The organism is Rhodococcus sp. 05-2255-1e (genome assembly GCF_002259025.1).
GTDB classification, from domain to species: Bacteria; Actinomycetota; Actinomycetes; order Mycobacteriales; family Mycobacteriaceae; genus Rhodococcoides; species Rhodococcoides fascians.
Genome location: NZ_NOZE01000033.1, coordinates 202,210 through 214,956, shown reverse-complemented (window position 1 = coordinate 214,956; position 12,747 = coordinate 202,210). Strand labels below are relative to the sequence as shown.

Sequence of the window (12,747 nt, the reverse complement as noted above, 5' to 3'; positions counted from 1 at the left end):
GCCGACTACCGGTCCAGTTGCAGGTCTGCCAGCGCGCCGGCGATCACGAAGCCTCCGGCAATTGCACAGCCGGCTGTTCTCGTTCGTTGCGGCAGGTGAGCGGTGAGCGCGAACGCCGCCGTGTCCCAGACGTCGACGGCCACACCTGCTCGCAGCAGAGTGCGCACGGCCTTCGGCGCGTACCGAGTTGCCGCATACAGCCCGCCGCCGATGTAGATTTCACGAATTCCGAAGGTGCGAGCCGCAGCTCGCGTCGTCGCTACCGCCGCGTCGGGCCCAGCGAGGAGTTCGTTGGCGCGAGTGGGCGCAACCATGTGGGCGATGCCGATCGCTGCCCGGGCGAGCCCGACCGCCTCGGGAAGACGACGAACCAGACCGGACGCAGAGCCGAAAGCCATGAAATTCCTTACGTAGTGGGAACAGCGGAGTCGCGAGCAAGCCGTCGGAGCAGGCCGACGGCCTTCTTCATACCGTAGGCAACGATGGTCGTGCGGCCGTCCTCGTGGTTCCACTGCAGCAGCGCCGATCCGTCGTCGACGGAACCCTCGAGCACGGTCGGATCACCCAGTAGCGGAAGAGGACCGACGACCTTGATGGACAGTCCCAGAATCTCGGTCCAGAAGTAGTCGTCGGCGGGCGCACACGTGGGTTCGAGGCCGAGTGCGGAGGCCGCGGCGACCTTGCCCTGCGCGACGGCATTCGACCAGAACGGCGCTCGACCGGAACCGGCACGTGAATACGCGACGTCGCCTGCGGCGAACACGTCGGGAACTGCTGTGGCGCAGCTCTCGTCGATGGCAACACCTCGATCGTCGGCAATTCTGGTGCCGGTCAACCACTCCGTCTCGGGCACATCACCGGCGCAGGTGACCACCACATCGGCGTCGAGGGTGCGGCCCGCGAACTCGATCCCGGTAACGGGGTTGCCCGTCAACGTAACCGGGCTGTCCGCGCGGAGAAACTCGACCGACGCGGCCTCGGCACGCGCGGTAATCGCGTCGGAAAGGTAGGTACCCAGTAGCCGTGTCAACGGAGGGTCGACGTCCACGACGGTGACCGCGATTCCGCGAGAGACGCACACACTGGCGACCTCCATGCCGAGGAATCCGGCACCGACGACGATCGCCGTCTGCGCCGCATCGAGTTTCGGACGTAGTGCCCGAACATCGTCGAAGGTCCGCAGCACCGTCTCGCCCGTTTGCCCGGGAGCCGCGATGCGACGTGCAGCCGCTCCGGTGGCGACGATCAACCGATCGTACGGAACATCGGCACCGGCGGCGGTCGTGACTGTGTGGGCCTCGGCATTCACCGATACGGCCCGATCACCGATCGTCTCGATCCCGAGGTCCGACAGATCCCACGTTTCCGCCTCGGCTGCTTCGCCTTTGAGCACGTGCTTGGACAACGGCGGCCGCGCGTAGCAACCGTCGGCATCGGCCCCGATCATCGTCAGTGGACCTTCGTGTCCGCGGGCCCTCAGTTCGCGGACAGCGGTGCACGCGGCTATGGAGTCTCCGACGACGACGATCCTGCTCTCGAGAGAGCTCACGCCTGTTCTCGCAGTGCCGCCACCGGGCACACGCCGACCGCAGACCGGGCCGAGGCCGCGAGGTCGTCGGGAATGTCGTTGCCATCGAAGGCGTAGTGCAGTTCGCCCTCGTCATCGAGGCTGAACACCTCGGGTGCCTGTTCGGCACAGATGCCGTGGCCCTCGCAGCGATCCCAATCGACGTCGATCCTCATGGCTGTGTCCCTTCTGCTGCCACCAATTTGAGCGGCAACCGTTCGTATCGATGAATGACGTTGTTGACAGCGCGTACGGGTGTACCTGCGGGAACGAACTTCTCTACCCGCTGCGCCAACACCCGGAGCATGGTCTGGGCTTCCAGACGAGCAAGCCCCTGGCCGGCGCACCCGTGCACGCCGGAACCGAAGCCGAGTTGACGCGCCGCGTCACGGGTGATGTCGAAGGCATCGGGGTTGTCCCATTCACGCTCGTCGCGGTTCGCCGACGCGTAGACCACCAGTACGCGAGCACCTTTCGGGATTCGTGATCCGTCGATCTCGACGTCACGGATCGCTCGACGCGAGAAGGCTCTGATCGGCGACTCGTATCGAACGACCTCGTTGATCGCATTGGGTATCAGGTCCGGGTCCTGCCTGATCGCCTGCCACTGCTCGGGGTGCCGCGCGAACAGGTCGAGGGCCCCGGAAATCGCTCCGATGGTGGTATCGAGCGAGGGACCGAGGTAGTCGATCATCAGCGCGGGACATGCCGACTTCTGAATCTTGTTGTCGTCGGCGGCCTTCAGAACGTCGTCGCCCATGCTTCCCCGAATCACCGATCGATCTCGCACCACGCGCCGCGAGAAGGCAAGCATCTCTGCGGCACCCTTGACGGCGGTGATCGAGTGTCGATTCACGGGGCCGAGGGAGTCGAATGTCGCACCCGCCCAACGGAGTAGATCCTCGCGGCCGTCCTCTGGCCACCCGACGAGATCGGGCACGATCGACATCGGCAGCGCTGTCGCGAGATCGTCCACGCCGTCGACGAACTGTTTCTTCAGTGCCGCGTCGACGATGTTGTTCGCTTTTTCCTCCACGGCCGCTTTCATCTTGCGCACGGCCTTCGGAGTGAGTCGATGCGCGAGCACCGATCGCTTGGTCGCATGCTCGTCGCCGTCACTGTTCAGTGTCGTTTCGCGGCCCAGCCGATTGGCGACGGGATTGAGTGCCACGCCGTCCCCCGAGATGAAGGTCTCGTCGTCGAGCAGCACCGCCTTGCAGTCCGCGTAGCGCGAGACGGCGAACACCTGCTGGCGCGGCAGCCACACCACCGGGCCGAGGGCGCGTAGCCGTGCGTAGTGGGGGTACGGATCGAGGATCGCATCGGTGGAGTACAGATCGGCGCGGTACTGCGGGATCGTCGCGTTCGTCGTCATGGGGTCCTTCGGTGCCGCCGGAAGTCGATACCCTGCCTTCGCAAGGTGTTGACGATATCGTCACTCATGGCACGGCAGTACGTCAAGGGTTTTTGACGAATTCGTCATCATTGATTCGCGATAGGCTGCACGGACCCCGCAGAGCAGGAGCAGATCGTGACCGAAGGCAACCGCGTCGAGCGCCGCAAGGCACGCACCAGAGCCGCGCTGATCCAGGCCGCCCAAGGATTACTCGCCAGCGGGAACACCAATGCACCCGTGCTCGAAATAACGCAGGCCGCCGACGTCAGCAACGGATCGTTCTACAACTATTTCGAGAGCAAAGAAGAACTGTGGCAGGCCGCCATCGACGCCGCTCTCGAGTCCGTCGGCGACTACCTCGATTCGCTCACCGTCGGTTTCGAGGACCCGGTCGAGAAATTCACCCAATCGTTCAGACTGTCCGGACGCCTGTTCCGCCTCGAACCGCAACTGAGCCGCGTACTGCTCAACTCCGAGGCCGCCGCGTTCGCCGCGGCCGGCGGCCTGGCACCACGGTCTCGTCGCGATATCGAATCGGCCGCAGCGCAAGGAAGATTCGACGTCGACGACCCGGATCTCGCCCTCGCGATAGTCGCCGGTTCACTGCTCTCCATGGGCCGCCTGCTCCTGGCGCAACCCGACCGCGACGAGGCGGCGACGGTCGACGGCACGACCGAGCGAGTGCTCCGCGCACTCGGCATTTCGACCGACGAGGCTCGCACACTGTGCAGTAGTCCACTGCCGGCGTCTTACAGCGGCGACGTCCACGCGGCCGTCGTACCCACTGCGTCCGTGCGGGACGTCAACGAAAGCTGATCGCGTACAGCTCTAGTCGTCGACGGCCCTGAGGGCCACGCTGAGGGCCTCCTGCGCCGACATGTCGGCCTCGACCGCGCCCTGCAACTCGGCATCGTCGACGCCGACTACCAGCGGGACATCGGCGTCGGTCTGCCCACGCACATCCGCGAGCCCTTGCTCGTGTTCCTTCGCGCGCCGATACACGACCATCGCTGCGTCTTGTTTCTCCTGCGCCGTGGCCATGCCGTCAGGCTCTCTGGTGCCGGGGTGGGCCGTGCTCGGCCGCCGGGTCCGGTGCCGGCCGAGCAATGGGCTCGTTCTTCCGACTCCCCCCGCCGGTATCCATGTCGAGAAAGTGCTGAAGTTCGTCGTGAATCGGAGTGTCCGTCATGGGCCTTGACCTTCTCGACCTTCGGTGCTGCAGATCGTTCGGCTTCGCTGAACCATTGATGATGCTCGGTGGACCGTGCTACCCCGACACTACGGCCATTCGGCATCCTGCCGTCCGACGACCGAATCGACCACCCGGGCCGCCAACACTGCAACTCGCGTGTTCTCTCGCTGCGATTGCTGCACCAAGGCGGCGAACGCGGCTTCGGGAGTGATCGATTGCGTTGCCATCAGGATGCCCTTGGCCTGCTCGATGGTCGCCCTGGTCGCCATTGCCGCACGAAGACCGACGACTTCCTGCTTCGCCTCAGCCGTGTGCCGGGAATTCCATACTGCCGCTTCGACCGACGTGACGAACATCTTCACCACCACTTCGTCGATATCGTTGAAGCCATCGGCATCGAACCCGTAGATGTTGAGCGAGCCTGCATGCTCGGAGTCGACTGCCAGCGGTGCCGACAGGTAACTCTGCACTCCGATGTCTGCTGCTGCGGCTGCGAATGCGGGCCAGCGAGTGGTGATGTCGTCGACTCGGACGCACACCAGTCGATCGTGGCGCGCCGCTTCGAGGCACGGCCCCTCGTCCGCGCGATACTGATCGGCATCGATATCGACCACGCGAGCGTCCGAGAAAGCAGCGGTGGCAGGATTCTCCGAATCATGATGCAGCAGGGTCACTCCCGCCATATCCGCCCCGGGAATTGCCACGACGGCCTGCTCGCACAGGCCCTGCAGCACAGTCTCGAATCGGCTGTGCTCGAGCAATATTCCGCGGAACACGTCGAGCGCCTCGAAGGTGTCTTCCGCGAAATACGTCGTCGCACCCGGCACGTGAGATCGCCTCGGGAGTGCCGCCGCGATCTGCTCGTCGAACGCGGCGGCGGCCGCTCTCTCGGCAGCCGAATCGTCCGGCGGTCCCTCGGATGTCCGATCGGTCACGTGGTCCCGCCCCCATACGATGCGGCCATCACACCCTTCGCCGTGAACGAGCAACCTACGGCGTTGGCCCTCGCCGAATGTTACAACCGTACGCCCGCTGTCAACCGGAACTGGATGGTTTCGACACCCCGTTAATCTATTGACTTTCGATAGATTCCTGTCGATACTCGCTACATGCTGAGTGGATATCGAGCGGTAGTCCTGTTGCTTCGCCTGTTTCTCGCCGCGTTGTTCGCGGTGCTGGTTCTGATGCAAGTCATGTCGTTGCCCGGCCAGTTCGCCCACATGGCCCAGGAATCTCCCGAATCCGCGTACCTGCGATGGCCGCTGACCATCGTGTCGATCTTCTGGGTGCTGTGCATTCAGGTGGTCGTGGTCGCGACATGGAAGCTGCTGACGATGGTGAACCGCAATGCCATCTTCACCCGCGCCTCGTTGGTGTGGGTCGACACGATCACGTGGTCGATCGTCGCGGCCTGGGTGGTGCTGGTCGCGGTGTTCCTCTACGTCGGATTCGGAGCCGACGACCCAGGCCTGCCGCTACTGCTCTTCCTGCTCGTCGTCATCGTCGCCGTCGCCGCACTGTTGATGGTCGTCATGAGGACACTGCTCAGGCAGGCCACGGAACTGCGCAGCGACATGGACGCGGTCATCTGATGGCCATCGTGGTGCGCATCGATGTTCAGTTGGCCAAGCAGAAGATGAGCGTCGGCGAGTTCGCCGAACGCGTGGGGCTGACGCCCGCCAACATCGCAGTCCTCAAGAACGGACGGGCCAAAGCCGTACGACTGAGCACCCTCGACGCCATGTGCCGGGTGCTGCACTGCCAACCCGGAGACCTCCTGGAATGGGTGGACGAATGACCACATCGAAGACGCGGAGAGGCAACGTCGTTGCCGTTCTCGTGGCCATCGTCATCGCCGCACTCGGAGGTGCCGCGTTCGTCCTCGGGGGAGCCGACGACTCCCCCGGCCTTCAGGGAATCGGGTTTCTACTCGTCGCCGCGGCCGGTTGGACGGCTGTGCGCACGGTGAATCGATTGGCGTGTCAGAACTACTGACCGGTGACATCCAGAGCGGCACCGACAATCGAATCGGTGTCGATGTGATGATGCTTGTACACCTCGTCCAGAGAGCCCACCTGACCGAAGTTGCTGACGCCCAACGACGTCGACGCCACGCGGTTCACGTTCGCAAGGAAGGCCAGCGTGTGCGGATGGCCGTCGAGGACGGTCACCATCGGTGTCGCCCGATCGGCCGGCAACAGCTGATCGAGAATCCACGACTCCGCGTCGCCGTGTCCCTGTCGAGCCTGGACAGCTCGATAGAGCTGGCCCGGACTCGTGATGCACAGGACGTCCGCGACAATGCCGATGCGCTCCAAACGTGCTGCGGCGTCGAGAGCTTCGGGCATGAGCGCACCCATCGCCGCGATCGTGACGGTGGCTCCGTCTCGCCGGACGAGCGGGTACCCGCCCGCCACCACCTGCTTGCGCCTGCGTTCGCGCGCCGCCGGATCGCTGGGCACGTCGGCCAACGTCTGATCGACCGGACGGGTCGACAGACGCAGGTACGCCGAGGTGCCGTCGGGACGACCCAACTTCGCGATGCTGGCGAGCAACGTCCACTCGACGTCGATGGCGAAAGCCGGCTCGTACGAGATGCACCCGGGCTGCTCCAGACCGATCGATGGAGTCTTGATCGACTGGTGCGCACCACCTTCCGCAGCCAACGTGACGCCTGACGGCGTACCGACCAGAATCGACTGACCGCCCGCGTAGATGCCGTACGACCACGGTTCGAGGGCGCGTTCGACGAACGGGTCGTACATCACCCCGATGGGGAACAACGGCTCTCCCCACCGGCTCCACGTCGCCCCGAGCTCACCCATCAATCCGACCAGATTGGTCTCTGCGATACCGAGTTCCATGTGTTGACCGGTGGGACCCTCACGCCAGTGCATGATGGTTTCGGCATCGTCACCGAACCAGTCGTGCCGCTCCGACGACGACCAGACACCGACCTTGTTGACCCAACCGCCGAGATTGGTGGTGGAGCTGACATCGGGACTGACCGTCACGACGCGTCGAGCCGCATCCGGGGCCTCACGCGTCAGGTCGATGAGGGTGCGGCCGAGCGCGGCCTGCGTCGTGGCCGTGCCCTTGGGAGTACGGCCGATGTCGGTGGGAACTGCAGGCGGTGCCGAGACGGGCACCGGCTCGCGGCGCAGCCGTTCGGCGACATCGGCGCACAACTGCCCGGCAGCTGTGGCGTCGTCGAAGCGGCCCCAGGGCGAGTCTGCATCCGTGCCGAGAGTCTCTGCGAGTGAGGCATATTCCTCGATCGTCAACAAGGAGGAATGGTTCTGCGGGTGCCCTTGTGTAGGGAGCCCGAAGCCTTTGACCGTGTAGGCGATGATGACCGTGGGCCGGGTGTCGTCGATCTGCGCATAGGCCTCGCGCAGCGCGTCGAGATCATGGCCGCCGAGATTGCGAATCGACTCGGTGAGAATCAGATCGTCGAGGTCACCGATGAGCGCGGTGATCGCCGCGGCATCGGAACCGTTGCCGGGCAGCCGATCTCGCAATTCGGACGCCGAGCACCGCAACAGCCGCTGATACTCGGGATTGGGCATGTCGAGGATGCGGCGCCGCAAGGCGTCGCCCCCGGTACGCGCGAACAGGTTCTCGAGCAGCCGACCGAACCGCACGGTGATGACCTGCCAGCCTGCCGCGTCGAACATCTTCTCGAGGCGACGCGCGGCGATGTTCGGCACCACTCGGTCGAGGGACTGCCGGTTGAGGTCGACGATCCAGACGATCTCGCCCAACTCACCGATGCCCGGATCGATGACGGCTTCCCACACGGCACCCTCGTCGAGCTCGGCGTCTCCGACGAGCGAATACTGCCGTCCGCGAAACCCACTCGGGGTGTCTGCGGAAAATGCGGAGTCGACGAAGCGGCGCGACATTGCGCCCCAAATAGGTGCCGTCGCACCGATACCCACCGATCCCGTCGAGTAGTCGACGGTATCGGGATCCTTGGCGCGCGACGGGTAGGACTGCAGACCACCGTACGAGCGCAGCGTCGTCAGATACTTCTCGTCCAGCTCACCGAGAAGGTAGTTGATGGCGTGCAGCACCGGCGACGCGTGCGGCTTGACCGACACTCGGTCGCCCGCTTCGAGCTGCTCGAACCACAGCGAGGTCATGATGGTGACCATCGACGCGCACGACGCCTGATGACCGCCCACCTTGAGACCCGTCGGATTGGGCCGGATTCGGTTGGCGTGGTGGATCATCGACGTCGACAGCCACAGCACCCGCTCGGAAATGTCGTGCAGGGTTTCGCGCCCCCCGGTGACCGAATCACCGTCGGTCGAATTGCCGGTGGTCGAGCTGAGGCTGGTCATGGCGAGCACTCCTGAAATAGGCGACGAAAGATTGCATCGAGTGGACGTGGCGGGACCGGATGGGTCCCGTCACTCCATGAGGCAAGCGTTCGGATTGCGAAGCGCCGAGTCAGTCGCGTCTGTGATGCAACCGGCGTCAGTCGATCAGAACCCGGCGGGCTGCGCAATAGAAGTCATCAATATTGAGCAATCTGCGCAATTTTCGGAATCGGCCTTTGCGGTTTCTGGTCGACCTGATCACCGCGGCCCGGCACCTCGGCGAGTCGCGGAATCGATGACAGCTTCGAATGCGTCGACGATCAGCGCGACCGACTCGTCCAGATCGAGATCCGCCGTCTCCAAGAAGGCATCGGCGGTTCGATCGAGAAAGCCTGTCCACCCCGAAATCGCAACAGCGACCAGCGGCGGCAACGGATCCGGAAGTTCGGCCAGGGCCGCGACCTGACGCTCACCCTCGGCGCGAGCCTGCCGGAGGGCGCTCTCGACGCCGGCCTCACCGAACTCCTCCTCCCGCACCACGCGCAAGTAGAGCGCTCGGTGATTCCGCAGAAACTCGATGTGCCGTCGGACGAATCCTTCCAGCCGCGCTCGGACGGTCCGCTCTTCGGACTGCGGCCCCTGCGCGTCGGACAACTTGCCCAGAACGTCGGCCAGCGCAGCCTGCACCAGGCCCTGCTTGTCGGTGAAGTAATAGAAGAGCAACCCGTGCGCCACACCCGCTCTGCGCGAGATCGCCGCCGCACTGATGTCTGCGCTGGCACCTTCGGAGATCATCTCGATCGCGGCGTCGATCAACGCCTGACGGCGATCGCGACGTGGGCGGGCACGCCGCGACTGCTCTGCATCGTCGACGTCGTTCGAGGGCACCGTCCGAGACTAATGCAGATCGAGTCGGCATTTGCGTCGACCTCTTGCGTTATGTGCGGCTCATCTGCAATATATGCAACCGAGCCGGAGTTGCCGCGCTCACCATCGAGGAGGTCCGATGATCACAGTGACCAGTGCCGCAGGCGGGATCGGACGGTTGCTCGTCCAGCAGCTGACCGCGCAGAAGATGCCCGTCCGCGCTGTCGTGAAGAACGACAGTCAGGCTGCGACCACCCGTCGAGACGGGGCAGCCGAGGTCGTCGTGGGCGATCTGCGGTCGCCCGACACGCTCGACAGAGCTCTGGCCGGAGCCGACGTGCTCTATCACGCGGCACCGACCCAGATCATCGACGAGAGACCGATCATCGAGTACCTGATCGCAACGACTCCGGCAAGTGGGTTGCAGCACATCGTGTTTCACTCCGTGATCCATCCGGACCTGCATCAGCTGACACACCACCACCAGAAGGACATCGCCGAAGGCCTGCTCCGGGAGAGCGGGATTCCCACCACGATTCTCAGGCCCTCGCACTACATGCAGAACTACCTGGAAGTGTGGGAGTTCCTGCAGGCGGGCGTCATGCCGTACCCGGTGTCGCCGGACAGTGTGATGGGTGTCGTCGATCTCGCCGACGTCGCCGAGGCCGCGGCGAACGTACTGATCGACCCGTCGCCGCACACCGGCCGCACCTACGACCTGTCCACGGTCGAACTCACCCGACACCAGATGGCCGAGATCTGGTCACGCGTGCTGGGGCATGCGGTGACCGCCATCCGAATCCCGCCCTCGTCGCTGACTAACTCGCTCGACGTGCTGCCTGCAGTCCCCACCGTCATCGGTCACGCCGTGCGATCGACGAAACTGAATTCGCTCGGGCACCTCGTTCGCGGCGCGCAGGCCGCTTCGAACCCCCGCGACATGAAGAATTGGCCGGAAGACGCACGTCAGGCGTATCGCACGATGATGACCCATTACGACAGCCATGGTCTGCCCGCGGGAGACCTGACGGTTCTTCCGACCCTGCTCGGACGAGCACCCACCTCGTACGAGGAGTTCGCCCGGCGCTCGGCCGCTGAGCTCGGGCGCTCGGACCGATGAGCCGCAGGGCTTTTCGCTACAGTCCGGACCGCTCGCTGGTCACCGGCGCGAGTTCCGGAATAGGCGCCGAGTTCGCGCGCGTGCTGGCCGCCCGCGGCTCCGATCTGCTGCTCGTCGCCCGACGGGAAGATCGTCTGACAGCGCTGGCGGACGAGGTCGAATCGACCTACGGTGTGCGCTGCCGAACAGTGCCCTGGGACTTGTCGGAGGAGGCCAGTGGTCGCCGGCTCCGCGCCATCGTTCCCGAGCGCATCGACCTCATCGTCAACAACGCAGGATTTGCGGTCCAAGGACCGTTCGTCGACGGCGACGCCGACGATTTCGAGCGGCTCGTCGCCGTCGACATCCGCGCGGTCGTGGACATCTGCTCGGCGTTCCTGCCGGACATGATCGCCCGCACAGCAGGCACCATCGTCAATGTGGCCAGCACGACGGCATTCCAACCTGTCCCGACTCTTGCCGTGTATGCGGCCGCCAAAGCCTTCGTGCTGAGCTTCAGCCAGTCGCTGTGGTACGAAGCAGCGCAACACGGAGTCAGAGTGTTCGCACTCAACCCCGGCCCCACCCACACCGAATTCTTCGACGTCATAGGCGATTCGGCCACAGCCACCGGTACCTACCAGACACCGGCCGACGTCGTCGCCACCGCCATGAAGGAACTCGACGCCAAACGGTCACGGCCACATATTGTTTCGGGTCGACGCAATGCTCTGCAGGCGGCGACGGCGGGTATCGTCCCCGCACGAGTTCTACTCCCGGCCCTCGCACGAATGCTGCACTAGACTGTCACGATCATGGCCAGGGTCTCGAGATTCACACTCGCCGATCGCCGAGAGGCGGTGGCACGGGCATTCGCGGGTTCCGAAAGCCCGGCAGCCGTGGCCACGGACTTGGGCATCCACACCACCACGCTGTACCGCTGGGCCGGGTCGTCGACCACGGACGAACCCGGGCCCGCACCGACGCGGCTCATCGAGGCCACCCAAGAGCTGCTTCGGCACGCCGACTACGCAGACATCACGATCGAAAGTGTCGCTGCCCGATGCGGCCTGGCACCCCGAACGGCCTTCCACCACTTCCCCAACAAACGCCAACTCTTTCAGGCCGCCGTCGACGACGCCGCCACCGTTCTGATCGAACGCATCCGTGAACGGTCTGCGGACGCAGGCTGGCCGAGCACCCCACTCGAACAGCTGCAGACATTTTTGCGAATAGCCGCCGAGAGCATCTACGAGACACCACGCACGCACGTGCTGTTCCGCAATCTCGGAGTCCCGAAATCCGAAGGCACAGCTGAGCGTTGGCACGACAGTTTCGTCGATGCCATCACCGAACTACTCCGCGCCGCCGCCGAAGCAGGGCAGATCGACAACGCCACAGACCTCCCCGCCTCAGCCCGACTGCTCACCGGTGCCATGCGCGGCATCCACACAGCGGTGTTCGACGGTGCCGACGCCGACACGGCTCTGACCCTCGTCGGCCGTGTTCACCTCCTGATCCCGCCCGCCTGATTCCCGGACGTCTTCTCACCTACGGCATCGGTCGACGCTCGCAACCTACTGACTGTCAGTCAATTTATTGACTGACAGTCAAACTGCACTTAATCTGGGTCACACTCCGATCGCGACGAAAGGTCGATTCATGAGCGCAACGCACGATGCACCGACGATCGAGACGCAACGGGTCGCGCCCGACTACATCGCGCATTGGGTCGTCAAATCGGCGCGAACCGAGGAGATGGTGCGCTGGTACGGCACGGTGTTCGGGGCCGAGATCGCCTACCAGGACGACGAGATCACGTTCTTGACCTGGGACGACGAGTCGCATCGACTCGCGATCATCGCCGTGCCCAAGCCGGTGAAGTTCCTGTTCCCCTTCGCCAAGCTGCGCCGCAAGGCCTACGGCATCGATCACATCGCCCTGACGTTCCGATCGCTGGAACGACTGCTGGAGAACTACGTGCGGCTCAAGCGCCAGGGCATCCTTCCGGTGTGGTCCATCAACCACGGGCCGACGATCTCGCTGTACTACGAGGACCCGGACGGTATTCGGCTCGAGTTCCAGGTGGAGAACTTCGACCCCGATCACACCGCGGCCTTCTTCTTCACCGAGGAATTCGCGCGCAATCCCATCGGCGTCAACATCGACCCCGACTACCTCCTCAGCCGACTCCGCAACGGAGCGACCCACGAGGAACTGCGGCAACGTGAGGCCGGAACCAGGCCCGGCCGGCCGGTGATCGCCAACAAGAAGACCATCACACCGAAAACTTTGTGACCG

General features: G+C 64.5%; 17 protein-coding genes. 8 read left to right on the top strand and 9 right to left on the bottom strand.

The genetic code is table 11. The features are described 5' to 3' along the window. Positions 1-5: 5 nt before the first annotated feature. From CH262_RS19975 to CH262_RS19960, 4 genes are read right to left on the bottom strand one after another with little or no spacing between them, the layout of a single operon-like run. Entirely contained in the window at positions 6-398 is a 393-nt protein-coding gene (locus CH262_RS19975) for a hypothetical protein (protein WP_032392145.1), read from the bottom strand. 8 nt (positions 399-406) lie between these two features. Then, the gene (locus CH262_RS19970) at positions 407-1,549 is read right to left on the bottom strand and encodes an NAD(P)/FAD-dependent oxidoreductase (protein ID WP_094718246.1); all 1,143 of its coding nucleotides are present in this window, start codon (positions 1,547-1,549) and stop codon (positions 407-409) included. Then, a complete protein-coding gene (locus CH262_RS19965; RefSeq protein WP_032389698.1) occupies positions 1,546-1,743 on the bottom strand; it encodes a ferredoxin in 198 nt (65 codons plus the stop codon). The genes CH262_RS19970 and CH262_RS19965 overlap by 4 nt, the downstream gene beginning before the upstream one ends. Further along, the gene (locus CH262_RS19960) at positions 1,740-2,942 is read right to left on the bottom strand and encodes a cytochrome P450 (protein ID WP_094718245.1); all 1,203 of its coding nucleotides are present in this window, start codon (positions 2,940-2,942) and stop codon (positions 1,740-1,742) included. Before CH262_RS19960 ends, CH262_RS19965 begins: the two co-directional genes overlap by 4 nt. A gap of 156 nt (positions 2,943-3,098) precedes the next feature. On the opposite strand from CH262_RS19960, the gene CH262_RS19955 reads away from it, so the two are divergent. After that, positions 3,099-3,779 (top strand): TetR/AcrR family transcriptional regulator, encoded by a 681-nt coding sequence (locus tag CH262_RS19955; RefSeq protein ID WP_094718244.1) that lies wholly within the window; start codon positions 3,099-3,101, stop codon positions 3,777-3,779. 12 nt (positions 3,780-3,791) lie between these two features. On the opposite strand, the gene CH262_RS19950 is transcribed toward CH262_RS19955, so the two are convergent. The 3 genes from CH262_RS19950 to CH262_RS19945 all read right to left on the bottom strand — a co-directional run bounded on the left by CH262_RS19950 (position 3,792) and on the right by CH262_RS19945 (position 5,090). After that, on the bottom strand, positions 3,792-4,004 hold the full coding sequence (locus tag CH262_RS19950) for a hypothetical protein (RefSeq protein ID WP_094718243.1): 213 nt from the start codon (positions 4,002-4,004) through the stop codon (positions 3,792-3,794). Between the two features lie 4 nt (positions 4,005-4,008). Further along, a complete protein-coding gene (locus CH262_RS27750) occupies positions 4,009-4,152 on the bottom strand; it encodes a hypothetical protein (protein ID WP_179275054.1) in 144 nt (47 codons plus the stop codon). A gap of 89 nt (positions 4,153-4,241) precedes the next feature. Beyond that, complete coding sequence (locus CH262_RS19945) at positions 4,242-5,090, bottom strand: GAF and ANTAR domain-containing protein (RefSeq protein WP_143547138.1); 849 nt, start codon at positions 5,088-5,090, stop codon at positions 4,242-4,244. A 174-nt stretch (positions 5,091-5,264) separates the two neighbouring features. Here CH262_RS19945 and CH262_RS19940 point away from each other — a divergent pair, with 174 nt between their 5' ends. Genes CH262_RS19940 through CH262_RS19930 form a run of 3 tightly spaced genes read left to right on the top strand, consistent with a single transcriptional unit; the run spans position 5,265 to position 6,150 of the window. Then, positions 5,265-5,747, top strand: a complete 483-nt coding sequence (locus CH262_RS19940) for a DUF2975 domain-containing protein (RefSeq protein WP_045841071.1) — start codon at positions 5,265-5,267, stop codon at positions 5,745-5,747. Next, on the top strand, positions 5,747-5,953 hold the full coding sequence (locus CH262_RS19935) for a helix-turn-helix domain-containing protein (RefSeq protein ID WP_027495448.1): 207 nt from the start codon (positions 5,747-5,749) through the stop codon (positions 5,951-5,953). The genes CH262_RS19940 and CH262_RS19935 overlap by 1 nt, the downstream gene beginning before the upstream one ends. After that, a complete protein-coding gene (locus CH262_RS19930; protein WP_094718242.1) occupies positions 5,950-6,150 on the top strand; it encodes a hypothetical protein in 201 nt (66 codons plus the stop codon). Before CH262_RS19935 ends, CH262_RS19930 begins: the two co-directional genes overlap by 4 nt. On the opposite strand, the gene CH262_RS19925 is transcribed toward CH262_RS19930, so the two are convergent. Both CH262_RS19925 and CH262_RS19920 read right to left on the bottom strand, forming a co-directional pair. Beyond that, positions 6,144-8,501, bottom strand: coding sequence for a transketolase-like TK C-terminal-containing protein (locus CH262_RS19925; RefSeq protein WP_094718423.1), 2,358 nt, complete (start codon positions 8,499-8,501; stop codon positions 6,144-6,146). The genes CH262_RS19930 and CH262_RS19925 overlap by 7 nt on opposite strands. 237 nt (positions 8,502-8,738) lie before the next feature. Next, positions 8,739-9,368 carry a TetR/AcrR family transcriptional regulator gene (locus CH262_RS19920; protein WP_094718241.1) on the bottom strand — a complete coding sequence of 210 codons (630 nt, stop codon included), beginning with the start codon at positions 9,366-9,368 and terminating at the stop codon, positions 8,739-8,741. Between the two features lie 118 nt (positions 9,369-9,486). On the opposite strand from CH262_RS19920, the gene CH262_RS19915 reads away from it, so the two are divergent. The 4 genes from CH262_RS19915 to CH262_RS19900 all read left to right on the top strand — a co-directional run bounded on the left by CH262_RS19915 (position 9,487) and on the right by CH262_RS19900 (position 12,744). Then, entirely contained in the window at positions 9,487-10,467 is a 981-nt protein-coding gene (locus CH262_RS19915; protein ID WP_094718240.1) for an SDR family oxidoreductase, read from the top strand. Then, entirely contained in the window at positions 10,464-11,249 is a 786-nt protein-coding gene (locus CH262_RS19910) for an SDR family NAD(P)-dependent oxidoreductase (RefSeq protein WP_094718239.1), read from the top strand. The genes CH262_RS19915 and CH262_RS19910 overlap by 4 nt, the downstream gene beginning before the upstream one ends. A 12-nt stretch (positions 11,250-11,261) precedes the next feature. After that, the gene (locus CH262_RS19905; protein ID WP_094718238.1) at positions 11,262-11,978 is read left to right on the top strand and encodes a TetR family transcriptional regulator; all 717 of its coding nucleotides are present in this window, start codon (positions 11,262-11,264) and stop codon (positions 11,976-11,978) included. Positions 11,979-12,108: 130 nt separating this feature from the next. After that, the gene (locus CH262_RS19900) at positions 12,109-12,744 is read left to right on the top strand and encodes a VOC family protein (RefSeq protein WP_032367048.1); all 636 of its coding nucleotides are present in this window, start codon (positions 12,109-12,111) and stop codon (positions 12,742-12,744) included. The last annotated feature ends 3 nt before the right edge of the window (positions 12,745-12,747 follow it).

Coding starts and splice junctions, on each gene's coding strand:
- CH262_RS19975 (WP_032392145.1), bottom strand. CDS start 398: ATGGCTTTCGGCTCTGCGTCCGGTCTGGTTCGTCGTCTTCCCGAGGCG.
- CH262_RS19965 (WP_032389698.1), bottom strand. CDS start 1,743: ATGAGGATCGACGTCGATTGGGATCGCTGCGAGGGCCACGGCATCTGT.
- CH262_RS19960 (WP_094718245.1), bottom strand. CDS start 2,942: ATGACGACGAACGCGACGATCCCGCAGTACCGCGCCGATCTGTACTCC.
- CH262_RS19950 (WP_094718243.1), bottom strand. CDS start 4,004: ATGGCCACGGCGCAGGAGAAACAAGACGCAGCGATGGTCGTGTATCGG.
- CH262_RS27750 (WP_179275054.1), bottom strand. CDS start 4,152: ATGACGGACACTCCGATTCACGACGAACTTCAGCACTTTCTCGACATG.
- CH262_RS19940 (WP_045841071.1), top strand. CDS start 5,265: ATGCTGAGTGGATATCGAGCGGTAGTCCTGTTGCTTCGCCTGTTTCTC.
- CH262_RS19935 (WP_027495448.1), top strand. CDS start 5,747: ATGGCCATCGTGGTGCGCATCGATGTTCAGTTGGCCAAGCAGAAGATG.
- CH262_RS19930 (WP_094718242.1), top strand. CDS start 5,950: ATGACCACATCGAAGACGCGGAGAGGCAACGTCGTTGCCGTTCTCGTG.
- CH262_RS19925 (WP_094718423.1), bottom strand. CDS start 8,501: ATGACCAGCCTCAGCTCGACCACCGGCAATTCGACCGACGGTGATTCG.
- CH262_RS19915 (WP_094718240.1), top strand. CDS start 9,487: ATGATCACAGTGACCAGTGCCGCAGGCGGGATCGGACGGTTGCTCGTC.
- CH262_RS19910 (WP_094718239.1), top strand. CDS start 10,464: ATGAGCCGCAGGGCTTTTCGCTACAGTCCGGACCGCTCGCTGGTCACC.
- CH262_RS19905 (WP_094718238.1), top strand. CDS start 11,262: ATGGCCAGGGTCTCGAGATTCACACTCGCCGATCGCCGAGAGGCGGTG.
- CH262_RS19900 (WP_032367048.1), top strand. CDS start 12,109: ATGAGCGCAACGCACGATGCACCGACGATCGAGACGCAACGGGTCGCG.